The organism is Paraburkholderia sp. EB58, assembly GCF_050436665.1.
Classification (GTDB): Bacteria; Pseudomonadota; Gammaproteobacteria; order Burkholderiales; family Burkholderiaceae; genus Paraburkholderia.
In genome coordinates this window covers 242,301-264,515 of record NZ_JBNDMQ010000004.1, presented here as the reverse complement: position 1 = coordinate 264,515, position 22,215 = coordinate 242,301, and the positions used below count along the sequence as shown (strand labels likewise).

The window sequence follows — 22,215 nt, the reverse complement described above, 5'->3', positions numbered from 1 at the left end:
TTCTTGCACTGACTGCAATTCGACGTCCGCAGCCAACCATTAAGCTTAGGCTGGTGCCCACCTGGCGTTAATACGAATCCCGCAATTGATTGTTTACCGGAAGCAGGTGCGCGCTATGCTTGGTTGGAGAGCGCCGCGTCGCTATCGCGAAGGGCTCGTGATGGCGTCGGTCCGAGCTAACCGTCACAATCTTTCATGCGACGCTCAAGCTCGGCAATATCTTTCGAAGCTGCAAGATATTCATCACAGCGGGTCTGGTGGGTATTTCGCATCCAGCGGTCGAGGCGTTCTAATAGAAGAGTGAAAATCATGCGTATGCCGGGCGACTCACCGTCGATGAACTAGAGAAAAAACGCCCAGACCGTGAGGCCTGAGCGAAGCCACCGGGAGCCCGATGGCGGAGGATTCAAACATGAAACTGGCTCACTATCAGGCGTTATGGCGGTAGTGGACCAGTTCTTCAAACAGGGAGCCCGTGGAGGATACGGTCAATGACCAGATGCCATCCGCATCCTTCCGCGGCGCCCGGATCAGTGCATCAATGGCGGCCGTACATCTCGTTCCAGTCGAACTTGCTAATGGCGAGGTGCCCCGCGTTCGACGAGCCGTCCGCGACGCCACCGACGCCGGTTCCACCATTTTGTGCAGCCACCTTGGCTTCAGCAGCCTCGATCTGATCGGGGTAACTGGCGTGACCGGTGTACGGGCGATAACCGGCCTGTTCGAGCTGGACGAGCTCGGCACGCACTTGGGCGCGGGTCAGGCCAGCGGGTTGGGCGGGCGCTGCGGCCGGCGGCTCAGGAGAGTCATAGCCGGCGGCAAAGGCCGGCGAGGCAATCATGGCGGCAAGTGCGAGGGCGGCAACGTTTTTGAAATTCACGAGATTTGCTCCGATAGCTGAAAGGTCGTTCGTTCTGCTTTGCCCGGCGCCGCGGCCGTAGACGGGGCGGTGATAGGACAACGGAAGCGAGTCTACCTGTTAACTATCAAGATTCGTCATCAATAGTAAAAATCAATATTCCACTATCGCGATATTAATCGGGTGCTCTGCAACGGACTGAGCCCGCTACGGAGCGATTCCTGCTCGAAACACCATGCGGTAACGGATGCGCGCCTTGTGATTGGCGGCGAGTGGTTGAGGTTGGTTCGGAGGCGCCACAGCTGGACTGTCCCAAAATCGGTAAGAGTGCTTTGCCGATTCACACGATGACGGCGGCGGCCGCGCGGCGCACAATTCTTGGTGTGGCGAATCTAGCTCCCGGCTGGGGCGAAGCCGGACTCCTCATCTGGTGGTTCGTCACTCCTCCCCATTCTTCTGCAGTTATCACGACGCGTTCAGCGCGATAGCGCAGCGACGTGACTCGCCACTCGAGTCACTCGCCGGCACCAACTGCCTCCTACGATGTACTCCGAGTCCGCCCGCCCTTAGCGGCTTGCGTTTTCGACTCGCGCGGCACTTTCCCGCGCTTCATCTCAGTCATGCTCTGAAGCACCGTGACCGTGTGTTGCTTGACGATGTTCATCAGTTTCGCCAGCCTCTCCGCATCAATGGCATCCCATCCGAGCACCCCCAGCGTCTTGCGACCGTGGGTGTGGAACACGAGCAGCGGCCCGTTAAGCGTCAGCGTTCGAATCAGCGTCTCTTCGTCATCTGCCGGACGTCCGAGCAGCCGCCCCACGATCCCTGCGCTGACGCTGGTCATGCGACGACTAATGCACTTCTCGATCATCTCGAACCCCGATGACGGCCCGAGCCCCGCTTGCTCACGCGCCATGAACAGGCGCCAGTCGTTGGATTCAGTGGAGATGAACATGAACTCGGCAATGCGCGCCTGAATCGCGCAGAAGGCCTCGATCAGCGCGTCGTCGTCTGCGTTGCTCGCCAGCGCCGCCTCGGCTGCCTCGACGGGTGCCGCGATCTGCTCCCAGACCCGCGTGACGATGTGTTCCACGCACGCGAGATACACCCCTTCCTTGTTGTCGAAGTAATAGCCGATGGCCGGCGCGTTGACACCCGCCCGTTCTGCGATGTCGCGCGTGGAGGCGCCGTCGAAGCCGCGTTCGCCAAACAGGGCGAGCGCCGCCAACACGATTCGAGCACGCGTTTCTTCGCCACGCGGATAGCCGCCGTCGACGGCGTGGCGATGTCTCGGGGCAGGGGACATCCGTTTGATCCTCGAAGTTTTGGTAAGCCAGCCAAAAATATATCAATTGACAGAAATGTGCCAACTGGAATAATTATATCAATTGGAACAAATCTGGAGTCGTCATGTCCGCCACCCTTCCCGTCAACGATGCCGGGGCCGCTACCCCCGCTCGCCGTTCTCCCGCGCGCCGGCTGCTCATGGCGGCGGGTGTTATCGCTCTTGTGGCCGCGGCCGCGTGGGGTGTGCGCTGGTGGACCGTGGGCCGTTTCATACAGAGCACTGACGATGCCTATCTGCAAGCCGATAGTATGACCGTTGCGCCAAAGGTGTCCGGTTATGTGGCTGAAGTGCTGGTTGGCGACAACCAGACGGTGGCCGTCGGGCAGCCGCTCGTGCGGCTCGACAGCCGGCAATACACGGCCGCGTTGGAGCAGTCGAGCGCAACGGTTGCCGCACGTCGTGCGGACATCCTGCGTGGCGAGGCCGAGCTGGCGCAGCAGCAGGCTAGTATCGGCGAGGCGCGCGCGCAACTCGACGGCGCCGTCTCGAACGAGGCGCATGCGCTGGCGCAGGTCAAGCGCTACGAGCCGCTCGCCGTCACCGGTGCCGAGACCGACGAGCGAGTCGCCGACCTCCGCAACACCGCGCGCCAGGCGAGTGCGACACGCGCGGCCGATGCCGCGGCGCTGCAAGTCGCCGAGCGGCAGGTCGCAAATCTGCAGGCACAGATCCAGCAAGCCCACGCGCAACTCGACGCGGCGATCGCCGCCGCAGACCAGTCGAAGCTCGATACAGAAGACACGCTGGTGCGCAGCACGATTGCCGGACGCGTCGGCGACCGCACCGTGCGCATCGGCCAGTACGTGCAGCCCGGCACGCGCCTGATGACCATTGTGCCGGTGCAGGACGTGTATCTCACGGCGAATTTTAAGGAAACGCAGATCGGCCTGATGCGCGTCGGCCAGCCTGCGACGATCCGCATCGACGCGTTGCCTGGCGCCGACCTGCATGGCACGGTGGACAGCTTCTCGCCCGGCACCGGCTCGCAGTTCGCCCTGCTGCCCGCGCAGAACGCCACTGGCAACTTCACCAAGATCGTGCAGCGCGTGCCGGTGAAGATCCACATTGCGGCCGGCCCGGAGACGCGCAAGGTATTGCTGCCCGGCCTGTCGGTGAACGTCGACGTGGACACGCGTAGCGCGCGCGACACAGCACAACGCATCGAACGGGAAAATGGGCGTGGCTAATTCCGGCAACCCGTCCGTGGCATCCGGCATGCCGTCTGCCGCGAAGGCGGCTCAGCCGGCGCATCCACCCAACGCCACCGCGGCCGACTGGATCGCCGTCGCCGCGGGCGCGCTCGGCGCGCTGATGGCGACGCTCGACATCTCCATCACGAACTCGGCCCTGCCACAGATCCAGGGGCAAATCGGCGCGACCGGCACGGAAGGCACGTGGATTTCGACCGGCTACCTGATGTCCGAGATTGTGATGATCCCGCTCGCCGCGTGGCTCACGCGCGTGTTCGGACTGCGCAATTTCCTGCTTGGCAACGCCACGCTGTTCACGATGTTCTCCATCATGTGCGGCGTTTCGCACAGCCTGCCGCAGATGATCGCGGGGCGGATCGGCCAGGGCTTTGTGGGCGGCGCGATGATTCCGACTGCGCAGACCATCGTGGCGACGCGCCTGCCGCGTCATCAGATGCCCATCGGCATGACCATGTTCGGCCTGATTGTGCTGCTTGGGCCGCTGCTGGGTCCGGTGGTGGGCGGCTGGCTCGCGGAGAATATCGACTGGAGCTGGTGCTTCTTTCTCAACATCCCGGTGGGCGTCGCCTTGGTGACCCTGCTGTTTGTCGGGCTGAACAAGGGGCGGACCGACTGGTCGCAGTTCATCAAGGCCGACTGGCTCGGCATCGTCGGACTTGCTGCGGGGCTCAGTTCGCTGACCGTCGTGCTCGAAGAAGGACAGCGCGAACGCTGGTTCGAATCGTCGATGATCGTCTGGCTGAGCATCCTTTCCGCAGCGGGCATCCTGCTGCTGCTGATCGCGCAGTTCGTGTCGAAGGCGCCCATCGTGCGTCTGAAACTCCTGAAGAATACGCGCTATGCCAGCGTCATCTTTATCGTTTTCACGGTGGGGGCGGGGCTCTATTGCGTCTCGTATCTGCTGCCACAGTTTCTGAGCAATGTGTCGGGCTACAACGCCGAACAGTCCGGGGGCGTCATGCTGATATCCGGCGTGCCCGCGTTTCTATTGATGCCGGTGCTGCCGCGCCTAATGGGTCGCGTTGACACGCGCCTGATGGTGATCGGTGGACTGTGCTGCTTCGCTGCGAGCTGCATGCTCGATATCTCGCTCACCGCGCAAAGTGTCGGGCATGACTTTACTTGGTCGCAACTGCTGCGCGGCGTGGGCCAGGTGATGGCGATGATGCCGCTCAACCAGGCATCGATGGCGGCCGTTCCGCGTGAGGAAGCGGGCGATGCCGCCGGCCTCTACAACATGGCGCGCAACCTGGGCGGTTCAGTTGGACTTGCGCTGCTCGGTACCTTCATCGACCGCCGCAATACGTTCCACGAGGACGTGATCCGCGAGTCCGTGACGGCCAATTCATTGATCGGGCAGGAACACATCACGGCGAGCGCGGCCAGCTTCTTCGCGCAGGGCGGGGACATGGCCTACGCCAAGCTTCAGGCGATCGGCCAACTCACCGCAACGATGCAGCTGCAAGCGTTGGTCATGACGTACTCCGAAACTTTCTACGTGCTTGGCATCGCACTGCTGCTCTGCATTCCGCTCGCGTTCTTTCTGAAGAGGCCGGCTGCCGGCACACCGTCGGCAGGACATTGAAAACAACATGAAGTCACTCAACACTGCTCGTTGCCTTGGCCTGCTTCCCGTGGTCGCCGCGCTGGCATTAGCCGGTTGCACGGTGGGCCCCGACTATCACGGCGCATCGCAAGCCGCCCCCGTAGCGGCGCAAGCCAACGCGTTCAACCGCGCGCCGCAGGGCACCGTGTCGACGGCACCGGTGGCAGCCGCATGGTGGCTGGCACTCAATGACCCGCAGCTCAACGCGTTGATCGACACCGCGCTCAAGAATAGCCCTGACCTGCACGCCGCTGAGGCGCGCGTGCGACAGGCGCGCGCTGGCCTCGCGGGGCAGCAGAGCAATGAGCTGCCAAAGAGTTCGGCGACCGCGGCGTATCTGCGCACGCGTTCCCCGGATCTGGCGTCGCTCGAAGGTGGCTCGAGTTCTTCCTCGAGTGGCGGCGGACCGATTGGTTTTTACCTCGCGGGTTTCGATGCTAGCTGGGAAATCGATATCTTCGGCGGTACGCGTCGTGCGATCGAGGCGGCGTCGGCGGAAGCGGATGCCTCGCAAGCCGATCTCGCCGATGCGCATGTGCAGCTCGCCGCCGAGGTCGCGCAGGCGTATGTAGGCTTGCGCGACGAGCAGCAGCGCGTGACGATCGCCCACGAATCCGCCGACCTCGAAGCGCGCATCCTGACGCTGACCGAGCAGCGTCGATCGCGCGGGGTCGCCTCCGATCTCGATGTCGAACGGATCCGCTCGCAGGTCGAGAACACGCGTGCGAGCATCATCCCGCTCGACGCCCAGGTCGACGAGTCGCTCGACGAACTAGCTGTACTGACGGGCCGCGAGCCCGGAGCGCTGGATAGCGAGCTGGCCCCGCCGCAAGCGCTGCCCTCGCTGCCTGCAACGGTGGCGGTGGGCGACCCCGCGCGTCTGCTGCGCCAGCGCCCCGACATTCGCGCGGCGGAGCGACGGCTCGCGTCGCAGAATGCGCAAATCGGCGAGCATGTCGCGGACTGGTTTCCGAAGGTTACGCTGTTTGGCGATCTGAGTTTTAGCGCGTCCGATCCGGGCCATCTGCTGCGCAAGAGCAACTACACGTGGCTCGGCGCGCCGTACCTGCAGTGGAATATTCTCGATTTTGGCCGCACCAGGGCGGCTGTCGATCAGTCCAAGGCTGGACGCGACGAAGCCGAAGCTAAGTATGAGAGCACGGTGCTGGGCGCACTGAAAGACGCGGACGTGGCGCTGTCGCGCTATGGACACGAGCGCGAAAACACCGTGAGTCTGCGCGAGGTGGAGGACTCGGCCACGCACGCTGCGGTGTTGACGGAACAACGTTATCGCGCGGGCACGACCACTGCGCTCGACTGGCTCGATACGGAACGTACCCGCTATTCGGCGGAACAGAACCGCATTCAGAGCGACGCGCAGTTGATCAAGGACTACGTCGCGCTGCAAAAGAGTCTCGGGCTGGGGTGGGAGACGCCCGACTAAGAGTGTGGGCTGCGCGGGTCGAGTGTACGACGCCAACCCCATGGCGTTCGCGGCGCGGCCGGCAGCAAACGCGGAAGTCCGTTAGTCTTCTGTTTCGCCCACAATATTTGCCGCACCTGGCGGCAATGGAGACTCTATGGCACTCGCGTTACATGACATCCCCTTGAAAGCGATTGACGGTCAGGACAGCAGCCTCGCGCAGTATCGTGGCAAGGTCCTGCTGGTGGTTAATGTGGCATCGAAGTGTGGTCTCACGCCTCAATACAGCGGACTGGAAAGCCTGTACGAGGCGAAGCGCGCCAACGGCCTTGAAGTGCTGGGCTTTCCGGCCAATAACTTCAAAGGCCAGGAGCCGGGCAGCGACGCCGAGATTGCTTCGTTCTGTTCCACCGAGTACGACATCCAGTTTCCGCTGTTCTCGAAGATCTCCGTGCTCGGCGAAGACAAGCATCTGCTGTACGCGCTGCTGACCGAAAAGCAGCCGGTTGCGACCGGTGACGGCCCGTTCCGCGAGCGCCTGAAGGGCTATGGCGTGAACCCCAAGAATCAGGCGGACGTGCTGTGGAATTTTGAAAAGTTTCTGATCAGCCGCGATGGCGAAGTGGTGGGGCGCTTTGCGCCAGACGTCACGGCGGATGATCCGCGTCTGGTCGCCGCTATCGATGCGGAGCTGGCAAAGCAGTAAGTCCTGCGGCGGGGCGCGGCCAGCGAAGCTCGACTGGCCGCTCATCGCGCATCACTCGGTAAAGCGCGGCCCGCTTCCCGCAGGCGGCAGCGGTCGGCTAACCAGGCAAAAGCTGGCCGGGCGCCAGAAAACCGTGAGCCCGGCCCGCTTCAACGCGCTTACCGCGTCTTCAATTGACCGCGTAACGCTCGAGCCAGTGCGCATACGGCGCCGGCAGCGTCCACGACGCACGTTCGATGCCGAGCTTGCGCGCGGCATGGTACGGCCAGTGGGGGTCGGCGAGGTGTGCACGGCCGACCATCACCAGATCGAGCTGACCATTGCCGATCGAGCGATCCGCGAGTTCCGGCGTATCGATGCCCCATGCGGACGAGACCGGCAGATTGGCTTCCTTCCTCACGCGTTCGGCAATCGGTGCTAGGAACGCAGGCGCCCACGGGATATCCGCGGTCGGCGTCGAGAACCCCACACTGACGCTCAGCATATCGAGGCCTTCGCGCTTGAAGTTTTTCGCCAGTTCAATCGATTCCGCGAGCGTTTCTTCATCGCGTCCATCGTATTCGATCACACCGAAACGCGCGGTCAACGGCAAATGCTCGGGCCACACCTTGCGCACTGCTGCCAGCGTTTCCAGCAGGAAGCGGCTGCGATTCTCGAGGCTGCCGCCATATGCATCGTCACGTTGATTGGAGTGCGTCGAGAAGAAGCTCTGACCGAGATAGCCGTGCGCGAAGTGCAACTCCAGCCATTCGAAGCCGGCGTCGCGTGCTCGTTTGGCGGCCGCGACGAAGTCTTCGCGAACTCGTGCGATGTCCTCCAGCGTCATGGCCTTGGGCACTTTAGGTAGATTGGCGCCGAAAGCGATTGCGGATGGGGCAATCGTCGACCAGCCGCGCGGATCGCCAGCGCTGATATGGTCGTCACCTTCCCAGGGCCGGTTGGCGCTCGCTTTGCGGCCTGCGTGGCCGATCTGGATACCCGGCACCGCCCCGGCAGCCTTGATCGCAGCGACGACTGGCGCGAAGGCCTCGGCCTGCGCGTCGTTCCAGAGCCCGGTACAGCCGGGAGTGATACGCCCTTCCGGCGACACGCCCGTTGCCTCGACAATAACCAGTCCGGCGCCGCCGCGCGCGAGACCGGCCAGATGCACGCGGTGCCAGTCGTTGATCAGACCGTCGACCGCGGTGTACTGGCACATCGGCGGAATCGCGATGCGGTTGCGTAAAGACACGTCCTTCAGCTTGAAGGGTTCAAAAAGTGCGGACATCTGCGAAGCTCCCGTGAATACTCTTGTTCCGTAGTTCGATGAAAATCGAACTACTCAGTATCGCAGAAACCGCTATCATTTGCAGGATGCGAACCTATAACCATCCTGATCCTGAGGACTTCGCCCTTGAGCGGGTCTTCCATGCACTGAGCGACCCGGTGCGACTCGGAATTGTCCTTCATCTGGCGCGAGTAAAAGAGGCGACTTGTGGCGAGCTCGACGGCGGCCGGCCGAAGTCGAGCGTGTCCCATCACTTCCGCATCTTGCGCGAGGCCGGCCTTGTGCAGACGCGCGTCGAGGGTACCGTGCATCAGAACACGTTGCGGCGTGCCGAACTGGACGCGCGGTTTCCGGGGTTGATGGCGGCGGTGGTCAAGCAGAAGGTCTGACAGCGAGGGTGGCGCTCGGCCCTCTGTTCGCTATGCTCGTGAAGGCTGAAAATACGGGGGCAGCAGGGGGGCTAAGCGTCCTCACCGCAGCGGAAGTGCTCGATGCTTTGCCCGGCCGCTACGGCTCGTTGCAGCCATTCAGGCAGATCGCCGCTACCGTTCCACGTGTTGCCCCATGCGTCGCGATAAGAGACTGCCTGCTGCTTCTTGCGGTCGGAATCGAGAGACTGCGCGAGCGCCGCGAGCGAAATGCCGAATTCGTCCATGCGATGGCGAATCCAGCGGATCAGACGTTCGCGCGCTTCTCCGTCAAGCCGTTCAATCGTCGTGGACATGGTTTCTGATAAGCCGAAAAACAAAAGCAGGCGGACGACGCGATCAGTTGGTCCGCTTGGGCTTCGGTGCGATCTTGCCCACGGCTGAGTCGAAGAAATCCTGAGCTTCGGCGAGTTCGTCCAGTGCTTGTTCGAGCTGGCGAAGGGCCAACGAATGCTCGATGTGCCGGCTGTGCGGCACGTCTTCACCTCTGACCACACGAAACGCAATATCTACTTGCCTGGTTGCACGAACGAATCGTTCGGCAGCGCTTGCTTCGCGTGAGTGCGCATGGGTCGACATGGTGAACCTCCACTCTTTAAATCACGAAAGATGGTTGATTGCAGGGCCGCCGCATGATGGCTGGTTTTCTCTGCGTTCGAAATCAGGTGTCGCTGATGACGCGGTGCGTAACGCGCTTGCCTGGAATCGCAACTCGAACCGAAATAGTGTGGCAGTCCCAGGCAACTTTCCTGCGGCATCGATTACACCACTTTAGCTGGCGCTACGCCAGGAGAAAAACCTGAGAACAGCGACCGATTTCCATAGCTTGCCAGGAACTGCACCCGAATACCAGGGCGTGTTGCGAAATATCACGTTGGGGCTGCATTGGGGCTGCATTGGGGCCGTTAACTTCGATGGATCGGTGTTAACCTGTTAGGCTCGGCTCGCGCGAATTCGTTCCAGAATCTATCGAGCGTGCATGAGTCAGCGTTTTGCGCGCTCGTCGGTTATCCTTTCATTCGTCAAGCATCTGCTCATACCTTGGGGCAAGCCACGATGGAAGCGTACGACGAAGAACTCAGGCAGTTTGAAGCACGCGGCGCGGCGCCTTTACCGGCAGCAAGCCAGCAGGGCTATGTCGACCATGACGGGGCGCGGATCTGGTACTCCACCTACGGGGCCAGCACGCCTGTGATTCTGCTGCACGGCGGCTTGGGCCATAGCGGCACTTGGGGTTATCAGGTGCCTGCGCTGATCGGTTCAGGGCATCGTGCCGTCCTTATCGACAGCCGCGGTCACGGCCGCAGTACGCGAGACACGCGCCCCTATTCCTATGAGTTGATGGCGTCGGACGTCCTCGCCGTGATGGATGCTTTGCAGCTTGAGAGGGCCGCCGTGGTGGGCTGGAGCGACGGCGCATGCACTGCCCTGATCATGGGCGCAAAAGCGCCTGAGCGGGTTGCGGGGGTATTTTTCTTTGGCTGCAACATGGATCCCAGCGGCGCAAAGGAATTCGTCGCCACACCGGTAATCGAGCGGTGTTTCGCCCGCCACGCCAAAGACTACGCTCAACTATCGGCTACACCGGACCAGTTCGGCGCATTCGTCGGCGCGGTCAGCGAAATGATGAAGACCCAACCGAATTATTCCGCGGACGATCTGGCCGGGATTCGCGTACCTGTCACAGTCGTTCAAAGTGAATATGACGAATTCATCAAGCCGGAGCACGCGGAATACCTTGCCCGCACTATTCCAGCTGCGGAATTGATTCTGCTGCCGGGTGTGAGCCATTTCGCTCCGCTACAAAGACCGGAACAGTTCAACGACGTGATCGCCGATTTCCTTGCGAGGGTGATTGGCTGACCATGAAAAACAGCAGGGTTTCGAGGTCGGAACGCGTTGGCTGAGCCCCGGTGCTAAGATTGGCCGCAGAAGTCAGATCGCTCCCGCAATCCCGGAACGCATGGATGAGACGACATGGCCGACGGAGACCGCATCAGGAATGGCACAGGCGCTGAGGGCATCGAGCGCATGGAGGCGAGCTTCCACGGGCGGCCTTTTGCCCCGCATCGTCACGACACGTATGCAATCGGCATAACGCGGTCCGGTGTTCAGAGCTTCAATTTCAGGGGGCAACGCTGGCACTGCCTGCCGGGCCAATGCCACATTCTCCATCCTGACGAGACGCACGACGGCAGCGCGGGCACCGACGAAGGTTTTAGTTACAGGATGGTGTACGTAGATCCTGCGTTAGTTCAGGAGGCGCTAGGCGGCAAACCGCTGCCGTTTGTAGCGAATCCGGTAGTGGAGGCGGCCCGTCTGTCCGCGCTGCGCGTGACGGATGTATGGGACATCGACGAGGATATCGACGAGCTCGCGCGAGTCGACCTCGTGGCTTCCATCGCCAACCTGCTCGTCAATGCCTCGACCGCGTCGCTGAAGAAATCAGGTCCGCTTGCGCTCGGCCGTCTGGTGCAAGTACGTGACCGGCTCGCGAGCGCGCCGGCCGTACGCCATCCGATGGCCGAGCTCGAACGACTGGCTGGTCTCGACCGCTGGGCTCTCGCCCGACAGTTTCGCGCCGCTTTTGGAACCAGTCCGAGCCGCTTTCGTACCCATCGGCAACTCGATCTGCTGCGCCGCTCGGTGAAGAGCGGCGTTAGCTTGATGGACGCCGCGCTCGAAGCCGGATTCTCCGATCAAAGCCATATGTCGCGGCAGTTCAAGCGTGCCTATGGCCTTACGCCCGCAAGATGGGCCGCGGCGCTTGGATAGTACGCTGGGCTAGTGAGCCGGTTCGCCGCACGCTGTGAGCAAACACGATCACGCCGGGCACAGGCAGGCTCAGGAGCGCGAAAGCGATCATGCGCCGGAAGCGGTTCGTGCCTCGATAGCATGGACGACCGCTGCCATGTCAGCGTGGCCGTGGCCAAGCGCCAGTGTTTCGCCGAACAACGCGTAGCAGACGTCGAGAAGTGGTGACGCCACCTTGGCTTCTCTAGCGGCCTCTGCGACCAGTCGATTGTTCTTTAACACGTCTGTGATGGAGGCCTGAACATCGAAGTCGCGGGTTACTAGCTTGAGGATTTTTACGCGTGAGATGGCGCTTGCTATCTGCCCCGCATCGACTACGGCGCGGAACTGCTGCATGTCCAGTCCGTGCTGTTCGGCAAAATGCGCCGCTTCCGCAAGACCAGTGACCGTGGTGATCAGGAACAGGTTGACCGCGAGTTTCATCAGGAGTCCGCGCGGAACCGGACCGCAGACCGTCGTTTGATGGCAGATAGGCTGAAGTAGCGGACGCACGCTTTCGACCGCTGCGCTGTCGCCCGCGAGCATCGCGACGAGTTGCCCGGCCTCCGCGGGTTTGCGCGAACCGGAGACCGGCGCCTCCACGTAGCTGCCGTCGGCGGCGCGAATGTCCGCTTCGAGTCCACGCGAATATTCGGGCGACGTTGTCCCCATGTGGACGATGGTGTGCTGCGCGACGTTCGTGCGGAACTGCGGTGTGCCGCGGCCTAGCACGGCGTCGACGGCGTCGCCGTCGGCCAGCATCAGGATGACGACGCGCGCTTTCCGGAAGATATCGTCAGGGCTCTCCGCGACGGTGGCCCCGGCCGCACGCAAAGGCTCGCATCTTTCCCCGGAGCGGTTCCACACGATGAGTTGCGTGCCTGCGCGGGCCAGATTGAGCGCCATGGCCTGTCCCATGACGCCGAGGCCAATGAAGCCTATGTCCATACGTGCCTCCGTCTCATGCTGTGGCCGCTCTGTGGCGACGCGGGCGATGTTTGCCGTTAGTACGGGTGCGTAGCGTCGTACGGGTGGCATCAGCTCAGGATGGTAGGCTCGAGTGAAGGGCGTCGTCTTGAACGATTGTGCGTGCAGTTTTCTATAAAGAGCGTTCGCCGCACGCAGCTAGTCGCCCACAGCTAGCCGCCCGCATCTGTTTGCGAGGCGGAAATGATCGTAATCGAAAACCCGTCCCAGCCTTTCGCACCAACAGTCTGCACAGCAGTGCTATCAGCACCCGGTGTCGCGGCGAGCATTTTGAAAAACGAGCGGATTCCGACGATGTCCGGCTCCTGATTGGCCGGGTCTCCGAGCCTGCCGCTACGAACCACGTTGTCCGCTACGATGACGGTGCCGGGTTGGGATAACTGCAGCGTGAGCCGCAGGTAGTCGGGGTAGCTGCTCTTGTCTGCGTCAATAAAGATGAAGTCGAATGGCGGCGTTTTGCTGCGGATCAGTTTTTCGAGGCTTTCGGCCGCCAGTCCTGTGATCACCGAGACCTTGTCGGATAGACCCGCGGCGGCGATATTGCTCCGTGCGACATCGGCGTAGTCCGGATTAGCCTCCAGCGAAACCATCGTGCCATCCGCAGGAAGCGCTCGCGCGAGCCAGATGGCACTGTATCCCCCGAGCGTTCCGATCTCGAGAATCCTGCGTGACGCGTGTATCTTCGCGAGCAAGTGGAGAAACTTGCCTTGATTCGGCGCGACGCTGATCTGGCGCAAGCCAGCCTTTGCACTGGCCACAAGCGCTGCGTCGAGTGCCGCGTCGGGTTTGACGAGCTCACGAGAAAAGTAGTCGTCTACTGAGTTCCATATTTCGGTCGACATAGCGTTCTCCATGCCTGGACATATCGAGCCTTGCGGGCTGCTGCTATATGTTTGGCAGTTTAAGGGGTTTTCGCGTCCTCGGCACAGCCCCAAAACGCCCCTCACCAATGCGGAGCCGCATCTCTAAGCCGGTTCTCCCTATGCTGCCGCATGATCAGCAGCATCACGAAGACCACAAAGGAGCTGAAGATCACAATGGTCGTGGTGATGGATACGTGAAACCAGACCAAAATGGTGTACAGACACAACGTAACGAGGATGGACAGATTCTCGTTGAAGTTCTGAACGGCGATCGAGTGACCCGCGGAGAGCAGGACGTGCCCGCGGTGCTGGAGCACGGCGTTCATCGGCACTACGAAGAATCCAGATAATCCACCAATAAACGCCAGGAACACGCATGCAATCGCGATGTAGGCCGGCACACGGTAAGCGCCGATGCTTACGACCCACGTGACCGGAACCAGATCGCGCGAAAAGAACGCCATCAGGAAGATCGACCCGCCGATCGCCAGTCCCACAGGCAGCGTATTTAGTGCCCGGCGCAGCGGGATTTTCGCTGCGGCGATCACTGCTCCAATCGCAACGCCGATGGCGACGAACGCCTGCAAGATCGACGCTTGCGATAACGAAAGCCCCAGCGAATGCTGAGCCCATTGCAGCACGATAAATTGCAGGGTCTGGGCTGCGCCCCAAAGGAGCGTCGTGACGGCAAGGGAGATCTGTCCAATGCGGTCCTTCCACAACACCGTAAAGCAGTTGGTAAAGTCCTGCGCGAGGCGAATTGGGCCGTGTTGCTGCGGGGGGTAACGAACCCCGGTATCCGGAATCCACAGGTTAAAAACGGCGGCAATCAGGTAGATCGCCGTAATGATCAGGATGGCCGCCCTGGGGGCATGGCCCGTGAACGGCATTGCCCTGTGCATGATGTGTTGAACCATATGCGGACTGATCAGGATGCCGCCGCATACGGTGCCGAGGACGATCGACAGCACGGTGGTGCCTTCCATCCAGCCGTTCGCCGCGACCAGCCTGTCCGGCGGTAAAAGCTCAGTGAGAATGCCGTATTTTGCAGGCGAATAGGCAGCCGCTCCCAGTCCTACGATGCCATACGAGATCAGCGGGGGAACGCCGGCCAGCATGGCCACGCAACCGACTACCTTGACGAGGTTGGTGCCGAACATGACACGTCCTTTAGGGAACGCGTCGGCAAAGGCCCCGACAAAAGCCGCCAGCCCCACATACGACAGAACGAAGAACAGCTTGAGAACCGGCGTCATCCACGGCGGCGCATGTTGTTCGGTGAGCAGGGCGATCGCTGCGATAAGCAGTGCGTTGTCGGCAAGCGAGGAGAAGAACTGCGCGGCGATGATCGTGTAGAAGCCTCGTTTCATGCGCGTCCGGCGTGAGGCAAAGCTGGCATGCTGAATGCGTGTGCCGCATCGAATGGGGCGATTTTCATGGCCGTTATTTCTCTCGTTGGTTCCGCCTGCCGTAATCGCCGACGCGGTAAAGCACCGCCACTGCTGCGGTGGCCACGACCGCTGACGTAATGTCTTTCCAGTAGGGGATGTCGACGCCCGGCTGCAAAACTTGTACAAACAGCGTCGCTAGAAGCGCTGCAACAAAAATCCGGGCATCGCGCATAGCTGCACTCCCGTCGGATATCAGTGCCGTTGCGCATGATACCGCATGCAATCCGGATGATTATCGACCTGGGAAACCGCCACGGGTTGCCGCAGTCTGGTCAGAAGAAAAGGTCCGTGCCGGACAACAGGCACCACCCCAAACCCCGACCCTGGCGGATAACAACTAAACGTTGGCGCATCCGATCAATGCTACCGCCCGTAACTGACGAACTAGCGCCTCGGAGCGACTCATTTGGCGCTTGCAGCGGCGTTCAATGCGCGTACGCTATCCACAGCATGACGGAACAGACCTCATGATCACGAACTCGATTGTTCATCCAAAGGCGGCGATTCTGGCTAGCCTCCTGATCGGCGCGGTTGCGATAGCAGCGTTCATGCTGCGGCCGAATACGGGCCAGCAATCAGCGGAGCAATCCGCCTTCGGCCATCGTGACGCTTCGTCTGCCGGCGCGTCGGACAGCCCGCGTCCTGCAGCCTTGGCGTCCGGGAAGGTCTCTATACAGTACCAGGCGGATGCCGCTGTTGCGCAGGCTCTCGAAGCGGTCCGCGAGAGTCTGGGACGCAACGATTTGGCGTCCGCGAGAGTACTGCTGGACGCCGAGCAGTTGCTTCACGAGGACGATCCGCGGATCACGGCCCTTCAGAGCGAACTACAGGCGCGGGAAGAGGCCAGTGGCCAGGTGCTTGCCGTTGAGCCCACCGCAGCGTCGCCGGCACCGTCGCGCTCGAGTCGTTCTGCAACGCGATCCGCGGCAAGAACCGAACACAGTCACAGCGCCTCCTCGCGGATCCGCGAACGCGCGAGCAGTCCCCCGGAATACGCGGACAGTGAGCGTGCGCCTCAAGCTGATGCAGCGGCGAACCCAGTTGTGACGCGCGACACGCCGAGCCCTGTCCCGGCGAACCCCGAGATGGACCTCACCGCGCAGCGGACGGCCCCGTCGGCGGCTGAGGCGCCTTCGCCTACGCAATCAGGTGCTCTCACGCCGCCACTGACACAAGCGGCGCAGAGTGCGCAGGCAGACCCGACAGGGACGCCGCCCCCGAGCACATCCAGTCAAGCGCCGAAAACCCGAGCCGAGGTGCGCGATGAAGTGGAGCAGGCCCGCGCGAATGGCGCCCTGCCGCGTTTCGGCAATCCTGATCCGGCCGGACCGGGCGGCGCGCCGAGCCGCGTCAGTCACGCGGTGGTGCTTGACTGGTAGTGTTACGCGCGAGGCGGATCGAAGATCGCGGCCACATCTGCCGATTCACGGGATTCACGGCGGCAAATCCGGCATCAGCTGTCGAGCGTCTCTGCATCGCCATAGCTCACTCGCACGGGCGGCACAAACCAAGCGAGGCCGAGCCCTACCAACGCTGCCATCGCCGCCATTGCAAGGCCCACGTGAATCGACTCGACCAGCGCATCGCGCGCTGAATTCATCATCGCGTCGCCCGCATGGCCAGCGCTGACGAGGCGACTGATCAACGCAGCCTGTTCCGCGCGGTCCACCAGTAATTCCGGACTCGCAAACGACTTGAACCATTGCGTTGCCTGGTAGGAGTCCAGTGACCGGTGTACGCTGCGCGCATACAGGTGGCCTAGCAATGCCCCGGTCATCACCGTGCCGAGCATGCCGCCGAAGGTACGAAGCGATTGCAGCAATGCAGTTGCTGCGCCGAGATGATCGCGCGAGACGATCTGCTGTGAACAGATCGTCAGGCTGGTCCCCACCAGACCGAGCCCCAGCCCGCTGATTCCCATACATGACATCCAGACCACATGGGGCTCGTGGCCTCTGAGCGCGACGACGGCGAGCGACGCCAGCGCGGACAGCGCGAAGCCGATATACATGATGCCGTTGGCGCGGCGAATGCGCGTGACGATCCGGTTGTTCAGCACGCTGCCGAGCGTCGTGCCGAGCAGGAGCGGGGTAATCAGCATGCCGGAAGCGTGCGGCGTCATCGCGTAGCCGCCCTGGAACAGCAGCGGTACATAAAACACCAGTGAAAACAGCGTAAAGCCTCCCAGCACCGACATCGCAAAGAGCGCGGACAGCTTGCGATCGAGCAGCATGTCTACCGGCACGATAGGGTAGGCCATGCGTTTTTCCCAGAGCCAGAGCGTCAAGGCGCATGCGGCCGTAATGGAGGCGAGCACCATGGTCGCGGTGCTGAGTCCTTCCTTGGGCAGTAGTTCGATCAGCAGTTGCAGCGCCCCGAAGGTCACGGCGAGGACTACTGCGCCAAGCCAGTCGAGGCGCACCGGCACGGACGTCCTGGCACGCCGCAGGTGCGGCAGGAACTGGTAGACGAACAACAGGGACAGAAGTCCGACCGGCACGTTGACGAAGAACACGAGGCGCCAACCGCCATATTGGGTCAGCACGCCGCCGAGCGTCGGTCCGACAATATTGGCCAAGCCGAATGCCGAGGTGACGAACACCAGCCAGCGCAGACGGAGTTTGGGGTCGGGAAACAGATCGGCGACGGTTGCGAACATGGTGCCGACCAGGATGCCGCCGCCAATGCCTTGCAGGCCGCGTGCGATGACGAGAAACAGCATGTTGGTGGCAACGCCGCACAACACGGAAGCCCCGGTGAAGACGATGACGGCGGCGAGCAGAAAGGGCTTGCGGCCGAACAGATCGCCTAGCCGTCCGAAAATGGGAATCGTCACAACCGACGCGAGCATGTACGACGTGGCGACCCATGCGTAGAGGTCGAAGCCTTTGAGCTCCGCGACGATCCGCGGCAGCGCGGTGCCGACGATGGTCTGGTCGAGGGCGACCAGCATGGCAACGAACGCGACGCCCACCATTGCCAGCAGCGATTCGCGAAATGGCAGCAATTGCCGGCTGGGGTCGTGCGCAGCAGTGCTGGGAGTCATGGAGGGCTCGATAGTCGGTTAAGCACCGTGAGCGGGGATGGGGGCGCCAGGTATGCAGATAATAATGAATGGTAGGCGACGTGGCAGCTTTTTGGGTGGCCTGGTCGCTAGCGCAGCAGTTCCACTCTGAGCAATATTTCTTCAGATGAAAACGCCGGACAGAGGTAGCCGTGTTCGTAGGCGCTAACACGACCGCCGTCCGGTTTATTCCCATTTCCCCAAGGTTTTGAGCGGGAGCGGCATTTCAGCAGATCCGCGCGTGATTTTTCGGCGTGCCGGGAATAAAAGCCGGGCAAGTCGGGTTCACCCAAACGTAGGCTGACCCAAACTCACAGGAGCTCATCATGAAGAAGATCGTGTTAGCTGCGCTGTCTATCGCCGTACTCGCATCTTCAAGCGCTTTCGCCGAAGGGAAGACACGTGCACAGGTGTACCAGGAGTTGATCGAAGCCCAGCAAAACGGCCTCGACTATGTGACCGATTCATCGTATCCGGCAGTGAATCCGATTTTCGCGCAACAGGTGGCGCGTCTGCAGCAGCAGGCTGTGGATTCCTCGGCAAACGCCAGCAAGGTTGTTGGCGTCGATGTATCGAATAGCAGTGCAAACTAAATTTTAGGAATTTGCTGCTTCCTGAAAATCGTTTTTTGTAGAAACCTGGAATACCCAACGCAGTTTTGATGTTCACCTTGATGAATGCATAACTCAATCATCAATCACCACCAGTTAGGAGTCTGAAATGAAAAAGCTTGCCATGATCACCATGTCGGTTGCCGTACTCGCCTCGACGAGCGTTTTCTCGAATGCTTTCGCACAGGAAACGACCCGTGCCCAAGTTCGTCAGGAACTGATTCAGGCTGAGAACAACGGTTCGCGCTTCGTGACCGACACGTCATACCCCGAAGTCAATCCGATCTTCGCCCAGCAGGTTGCTCAACTCAAGCAGCAGACCACCAGCGGCGTCGGCTCGAGCATGTCGGGTTCCAGCGTTAGCGGCCAGCCTGCCGCGATGAATCGCAAGACTTCCGGCGCCGCATGTGTGGGCCCGGTCGATTTTTGCACCCCGTACTTCGGCAGCTAAGGCTTTCGCCCGCTCATTCGTCCGTCGTCCGTCCAGTTTCAGCCTCGATCAATCAAGGAGACTTGCATCATGAAAACGCTCATCTGTCTTAGCCTTGCAGTCAGTGCCCTCGCTAGCCCGGCGCTTAGCTTCGCGCAATCCACCAGCGCTCCGGTCACGCGTGCCCAGGTGTACGCCGACCTCGTCCGTCTCGAGCAAGCGGGTTATGACCCGTCGGCCTCCAACGACCCGAACTATCCTGCCGCCATTCAGGCAGCCGAAGCAAAAGTCGCTGCGCAGGGTAGCGAACGTGTTGCGGACAATGCCGCTGATGGGACCAACGGGACCACCGAAACAACCGGCATGGGCGCGGATCCGTCGGGTTCCAGCGCGAGCGGCACCCATGCTCCGGTCAGAGGTACGTCGCGGAGCGCCGCATGCGTCGGTCCGGTCAGCTTTTGCTCGTTGTACTTCGGTAGCTAGGATTGCCATGACGGCACAATCGACGCGCGAATCCGGAACCCGGGAGCGCCAAGCGATGGCGAGTGTCGTTGGGCTTCCGGTTCGCTAAACTATTCTCCAATACAACGAATTCGAAGATCTGCGCATGAGGCCGGTAGAACCCATGCTTGGGCGTTTGGATCGTCGGGTTTGCCGCACTTGCGCGTTTTATTCGTCCAGCTTCTCATTCCAGTTGTGAGGTTCTTTCTGAAGCCAACCGTGGAGGCGCTACCCATGAAACCGATGCTCGGATTGCTCGCGCTGTTTGTCGTGGCGACGCTCGTCACGGTGTTTGTGGGCTCCTATGGTGAGGGCGTCGTGCGTGTGGCTGGTTATGTGGCGACGCTTGCATTAGGCGGCGTCGTAGCGCTACTGGTACAAAGCTGGAAAAACCGCCGGCCGGGCGCTCGCCGGCCGCGTTAGCGTGATGCAGGCGTAACGCCCGGTAATCAAACTGAATGTCAAAGAGGCTCCACGTGCCTCGCCATGCATGACGTCTGCATGTCGTCATAGGCTTTAGCAGCAGGCACACACGTAAGACGTACCGGTTGGAATGTCGTTTTTGCCCGGTAGCATGATCAACCGGCGCTTCGCCATACGCCTCCCCCTCTCGTCCAGTTCCTCGCATCGGGCTCCGTTGCTGCGCGCCTGTTGCGTTGCTGCGCTGATGAATCCGCGCGTCGTTCGACCTGGCCCGCATTTTGCAATGTAGAGGGCAGCCGCGAAAAGCTGGCTCATCATTCAAGGAGGTCGCATGAACAAAGACCAGGTCAAAGGCATGGGTCTTAAGGTCAAAGGCAAGCTGAATGAAGCAGTCGGGAAGGCAACCGGCAACAGATCGCAGGAAATCAAAGGCGATTTGCAGCAGGCCGCTGGCGGAATCCGTCAGTCCTTCGGCAAGGCGAAGGCGCGGGTCAGGAAGACGCTCAGCTGATTCGATGTCCGAAGCTCGGGCGTCGCTGCCGGCAACCGTTGTATCGACTGATCGCTTTACCCATTTCATCCACACAAGAAAAGGAATCAACCATGCGTCGCCGACAATTCATTCTATCGGGCAGTGCCGCTCTCGCCGCCAGTGGTCTCGCGCTGGCCGGCTGCACGACGACTCCGCCGTCATCCGACACTGGGGCGTCGCAAGACGCAGGCAAGCGTCAGACCATCAACGCCGGGGTCGACTCGACTCTCTCGCGTCTCTATGACACTGTGCACGGCTCGCACGAGCTTGTCGCCAAGGCCCAAGGCGTGCTGGTGTTCCCGTCAGTTATCGCGGCCGGCTTCTGGGTGGGTGGCCAATACGGTAAAGGTGCGCTGCGCGTGGCAGGACATGACTCGGGTTACTACAGCATTGCGGCCGGATCGTTCGGGCTGCAGATCGGTGCTCAATCCAAGGCGATTGTGTTTCTGTTCATGACGCAGGACGCGCTCAACAAATTCCGCGAAAGCCAGGGTTGGGCCGCGGGTGGCGATGCAACCGTCGCGGTGCTCAAGGTGGGCGCGAACGGCAATATCGACACCTCGACCGCAACGAGCCCGGTGCAGGCCTTTGTGCTGACCAACGAAGGGTTGATGGCCGGAGTTTCGCTGGAAGGCTCGAAGATTTCGCGTCTGGTGATCTGACCTCGGTTTCGAAGTTCGTTGCGTTTCGAGCTTCAAGCGCCTTCAAACGCAACTGCATAAAAGCGGCGCCAGGGGTTCCCCCGGCGCCGCTTTTTATCCAGCGGGCCTGTTTGTGCCGCTGGTTTGAATGCCTGTATGTTGGTGCTTGCTTGAAGTGCTACCTGGCGCTTTACTTCGCCGCACGCGCCGCGTCGATGATCGCCGCTGCCACTTCAGTCGGCTTCGACAGCATCGCCACATGGCTCGAGTCCACCTTCACCTCGGTCGCGCCAATCTGCTGCGCCATCGCATCCTGCAGTTGCGCCGGGATCATGCGATCCTTCTCCGTCACGACGAACCACGACGGCTTGCTTTGCCATGCCGGCTGCGTGACCTTGTCGTCAAAACAACCGGCGAACAAGGGGCCTTGCGTTGCAGCCACCAGACGCGCTTGCGCAACCGGCAGATCCTGCGCGAAGTCGTGGATGATGGCGTCGGTCGAGAGCGTCAGATAGCCCGCCGAGTCCTTTTGCAGCGCGGACGCCCACTCAGGCGCCGGCTTGCCCTTCAGGATGTCGTTGATCGACTGATCTTTTTGCGGCGCGAAGGCCGCGACGTAGACGAGCGCCTTGACCTTGTCGTCATTGCCGGCTTGCGTGATCACGGCGCCGGCCCAGGAATGGCCGACCAGAATCACCGGGCCGTTCTGCTGCTCGATCACGCGGCGCGTGGCGGCCACGTCGCCATCAAGCGAATTGAGCGGATTTTGTACCGCCACGACGTGCAGGCCTTTTGCCTCGAGCAGTGGAATCACCTTGTTCCAGCTCGAGCCATCGGCGAAAGCACCATGCACGAGCACGACATTCTTGCCTTTCAGATCATCGGACGGAGCGGCGGCGCTAGCGGGCGTCAGCGCGCTGATCGAAAGAAGACTGCCGAACATGACCGCGGCGGCCAGGCACTTTTTGAGCAGGGTATTCATAATGTTGATCCTCGTAGGGAAGTGGGTCAGAACGGAGTGAAGAATGCGCTGATCCGGCGTTCCGCTGTATCGGTCAAATGACCGAGGGC

At 61.4% G+C, this 22,215-nt stretch carries 26 protein-coding genes; 14 read left to right on the top strand and 12 right to left on the bottom strand.

What is annotated here, in order from left to right; translation table 11 throughout:
- Positions 1-176 precede the first annotated feature (176 nt).
- The 3 genes from P3T40_RS08395 to P3T40_RS08385 all read right to left on the bottom strand — a co-directional run bounded on the left by P3T40_RS08395 (position 177) and on the right by P3T40_RS08385 (position 2,165).
- Positions 177-311, bottom strand: a complete 135-nt coding sequence (locus P3T40_RS08395) for a DUF3563 family protein (RefSeq protein WP_429267217.1) — start codon at positions 309-311, stop codon at positions 177-179.
- A 227-nt stretch (positions 312-538) separates the two neighbouring features.
- On the bottom strand, positions 539-880 hold the full coding sequence (locus P3T40_RS08390; RefSeq protein ID WP_429267216.1) for a DUF4148 domain-containing protein: 342 nt from the start codon (positions 878-880) through the stop codon (positions 539-541).
- A 517-nt stretch (positions 881-1,397) separates the two neighbouring features.
- Positions 1,398-2,165: a CerR family C-terminal domain-containing protein gene (locus P3T40_RS08385; protein ID WP_429267215.1), complete on the bottom strand. Its 768-nt coding sequence runs from the start codon at positions 2,163-2,165 to the stop codon at positions 1,398-1,400.
- A gap of 104 nt (positions 2,166-2,269) precedes the next feature.
- Between P3T40_RS08385 and P3T40_RS08380 the strand changes: the two genes are divergently transcribed.
- From P3T40_RS08380 to P3T40_RS08365, 4 genes are all read left to right on the top strand, one after another.
- The gene (locus P3T40_RS08380) at positions 2,270-3,394 is read left to right on the top strand and encodes an HlyD family secretion protein (RefSeq protein WP_429267214.1); all 1,125 of its coding nucleotides are present in this window, start codon (positions 2,270-2,272) and stop codon (positions 3,392-3,394) included.
- A gap of 28 nt (positions 3,395-3,422) precedes the next feature.
- Complete coding sequence (locus P3T40_RS08375; RefSeq protein ID WP_429267327.1) at positions 3,423-5,003, top strand: MDR family MFS transporter; 1,581 nt, start codon at positions 3,423-3,425, stop codon at positions 5,001-5,003.
- A gap of 7 nt (positions 5,004-5,010) precedes the next feature.
- Positions 5,011-6,468 (top strand): efflux transporter outer membrane subunit, encoded by a 1,458-nt coding sequence (locus tag P3T40_RS08370; RefSeq protein ID WP_429267213.1) that lies wholly within the window; start codon positions 5,011-5,013, stop codon positions 6,466-6,468.
- 136 nt (positions 6,469-6,604) lie between these two features.
- Positions 6,605-7,153 carry a glutathione peroxidase gene (locus P3T40_RS08365; protein WP_429267212.1) on the top strand — a complete coding sequence of 183 codons (549 nt, stop codon included), beginning with the start codon at positions 6,605-6,607 and terminating at the stop codon, positions 7,151-7,153.
- A 169-nt stretch (positions 7,154-7,322) separates the two neighbouring features.
- Here the strand turns inward: P3T40_RS08365 and P3T40_RS08360 are convergent, their stop codons facing one another.
- A complete protein-coding gene (locus P3T40_RS08360; protein ID WP_429267211.1) occupies positions 7,323-8,420 on the bottom strand; it encodes an NADH:flavin oxidoreductase/NADH oxidase in 1,098 nt (365 codons plus the stop codon).
- Positions 8,421-8,506: 86 nt separating this feature from the next.
- On the opposite strand from P3T40_RS08360, the gene P3T40_RS08355 reads away from it, so the two are divergent.
- Complete coding sequence (locus P3T40_RS08355) at positions 8,507-8,809, top strand: ArsR/SmtB family transcription factor (RefSeq protein ID WP_429267210.1); 303 nt, start codon at positions 8,507-8,509, stop codon at positions 8,807-8,809.
- 71 nt (positions 8,810-8,880) lie between these two features.
- Here the strand turns inward: P3T40_RS08355 and P3T40_RS08350 are convergent, their stop codons facing one another.
- Together P3T40_RS08350 and P3T40_RS08345 are read right to left on the bottom strand one after the other, a co-directional pair.
- Positions 8,881-9,144 (bottom strand): H-NS family nucleoid-associated regulatory protein, encoded by a 264-nt coding sequence (locus P3T40_RS08350; RefSeq protein ID WP_429267209.1) that lies wholly within the window; start codon positions 9,142-9,144, stop codon positions 8,881-8,883.
- Between the two features lie 43 nt (positions 9,145-9,187).
- The gene (locus tag P3T40_RS08345) at positions 9,188-9,427 is read right to left on the bottom strand and encodes a hypothetical protein (protein WP_429267208.1); all 240 of its coding nucleotides are present in this window, start codon (positions 9,425-9,427) and stop codon (positions 9,188-9,190) included.
- A 477-nt stretch (positions 9,428-9,904) separates the two neighbouring features.
- Between P3T40_RS08345 and P3T40_RS08340 the strand changes: the two genes are divergently transcribed.
- Positions 9,905-10,711, top strand: a complete 807-nt coding sequence (locus P3T40_RS08340) for an alpha/beta fold hydrolase (protein ID WP_429267207.1) — start codon at positions 9,905-9,907, stop codon at positions 10,709-10,711.
- A gap of 168 nt (positions 10,712-10,879) precedes the next feature.
- Positions 10,880-11,623 (top strand): AraC family transcriptional regulator, encoded by a 744-nt coding sequence (locus P3T40_RS08335; RefSeq protein ID WP_429267326.1) that lies wholly within the window; start codon positions 10,880-10,882, stop codon positions 11,621-11,623.
- Between the two features lie 87 nt (positions 11,624-11,710).
- Here P3T40_RS08335 and P3T40_RS08330 read toward each other — a convergent pair whose 3' ends face one another.
- From P3T40_RS08330 to P3T40_RS08315, 4 genes are all read right to left on the bottom strand, one after another.
- The gene (locus P3T40_RS08330; protein WP_429267325.1) at positions 11,711-12,637 is read right to left on the bottom strand and encodes an NAD(P)-dependent oxidoreductase; all 927 of its coding nucleotides are present in this window, start codon (positions 12,635-12,637) and stop codon (positions 11,711-11,713) included.
- 143 nt (positions 12,638-12,780) lie between these two features.
- A complete protein-coding gene (locus P3T40_RS08325) occupies positions 12,781-13,470 on the bottom strand; it encodes an O-methyltransferase (protein ID WP_429267206.1) in 690 nt (229 codons plus the stop codon).
- A 101-nt stretch (positions 13,471-13,571) separates the two neighbouring features.
- Positions 13,572-14,861 carry a lysophospholipid transporter LplT gene (lplT, locus tag P3T40_RS08320; RefSeq protein ID WP_429267205.1) on the bottom strand — a complete coding sequence of 430 codons (1,290 nt, stop codon included), beginning with the start codon at positions 14,859-14,861 and terminating at the stop codon, positions 13,572-13,574.
- A 73-nt stretch (positions 14,862-14,934) separates the two neighbouring features.
- Positions 14,935-15,114: a hypothetical protein gene (locus P3T40_RS08315; protein ID WP_429267204.1), complete on the bottom strand. Its 180-nt coding sequence runs from the start codon at positions 15,112-15,114 to the stop codon at positions 14,935-14,937.
- A 295-nt stretch (positions 15,115-15,409) separates the two neighbouring features.
- Here P3T40_RS08315 and P3T40_RS08310 point away from each other — a divergent pair, with 295 nt between their 5' ends.
- Positions 15,410-16,321: a DUF4148 domain-containing protein gene (locus tag P3T40_RS08310; protein WP_429267203.1), complete on the top strand. Its 912-nt coding sequence runs from the start codon at positions 15,410-15,412 to the stop codon at positions 16,319-16,321.
- Between the two features lie 74 nt (positions 16,322-16,395).
- On the opposite strand, the gene P3T40_RS08305 is transcribed toward P3T40_RS08310, so the two are convergent.
- Positions 16,396-17,988: an MFS transporter gene (locus tag P3T40_RS08305; protein WP_429267202.1), complete on the bottom strand. Its 1,593-nt coding sequence runs from the start codon at positions 17,986-17,988 to the stop codon at positions 16,396-16,398.
- Positions 17,989-18,332: 344 nt separating this feature from the next.
- Between P3T40_RS08305 and P3T40_RS08300 the strand changes: the two genes are divergently transcribed.
- The 6 genes from P3T40_RS08300 to P3T40_RS08275 all read left to right on the top strand — a co-directional run bounded on the left by P3T40_RS08300 (position 18,333) and on the right by P3T40_RS08275 (position 21,165).
- Positions 18,333-18,599, top strand: coding sequence for a DUF4148 domain-containing protein (locus P3T40_RS08300; protein ID WP_429267201.1), 267 nt, complete (start codon positions 18,333-18,335; stop codon positions 18,597-18,599).
- Between the two features lie 127 nt (positions 18,600-18,726).
- Positions 18,727-19,068, top strand: coding sequence for a DUF4148 domain-containing protein (locus P3T40_RS08295; protein WP_429267200.1), 342 nt, complete (start codon positions 18,727-18,729; stop codon positions 19,066-19,068).
- 69 nt (positions 19,069-19,137) lie between these two features.
- Positions 19,138-19,530, top strand: coding sequence for a DUF4148 domain-containing protein (locus P3T40_RS08290; RefSeq protein WP_429267199.1), 393 nt, complete (start codon positions 19,138-19,140; stop codon positions 19,528-19,530).
- A gap of 252 nt (positions 19,531-19,782) precedes the next feature.
- The gene (locus tag P3T40_RS08285) at positions 19,783-19,971 is read left to right on the top strand and encodes a hypothetical protein (protein ID WP_429267198.1); all 189 of its coding nucleotides are present in this window, start codon (positions 19,783-19,785) and stop codon (positions 19,969-19,971) included.
- A gap of 331 nt (positions 19,972-20,302) precedes the next feature.
- The gene (locus P3T40_RS08280) at positions 20,303-20,482 is read left to right on the top strand and encodes a CsbD family protein (protein WP_429267197.1); all 180 of its coding nucleotides are present in this window, start codon (positions 20,303-20,305) and stop codon (positions 20,480-20,482) included.
- Positions 20,483-20,574: 92 nt separating this feature from the next.
- Entirely contained in the window at positions 20,575-21,165 is a 591-nt protein-coding gene (locus P3T40_RS08275; RefSeq protein WP_429267196.1) for a BPSL1445 family SYLF domain-containing lipoprotein, read from the top strand.
- A 169-nt stretch (positions 21,166-21,334) separates the two neighbouring features.
- Here P3T40_RS08275 and P3T40_RS08270 read toward each other — a convergent pair whose 3' ends face one another.
- The gene (locus tag P3T40_RS08270; protein WP_429267195.1) at positions 21,335-22,126 is read right to left on the bottom strand and encodes an alpha/beta fold hydrolase; all 792 of its coding nucleotides are present in this window, start codon (positions 22,124-22,126) and stop codon (positions 21,335-21,337) included.
- Positions 22,127-22,215 lie beyond the last annotated feature (89 nt).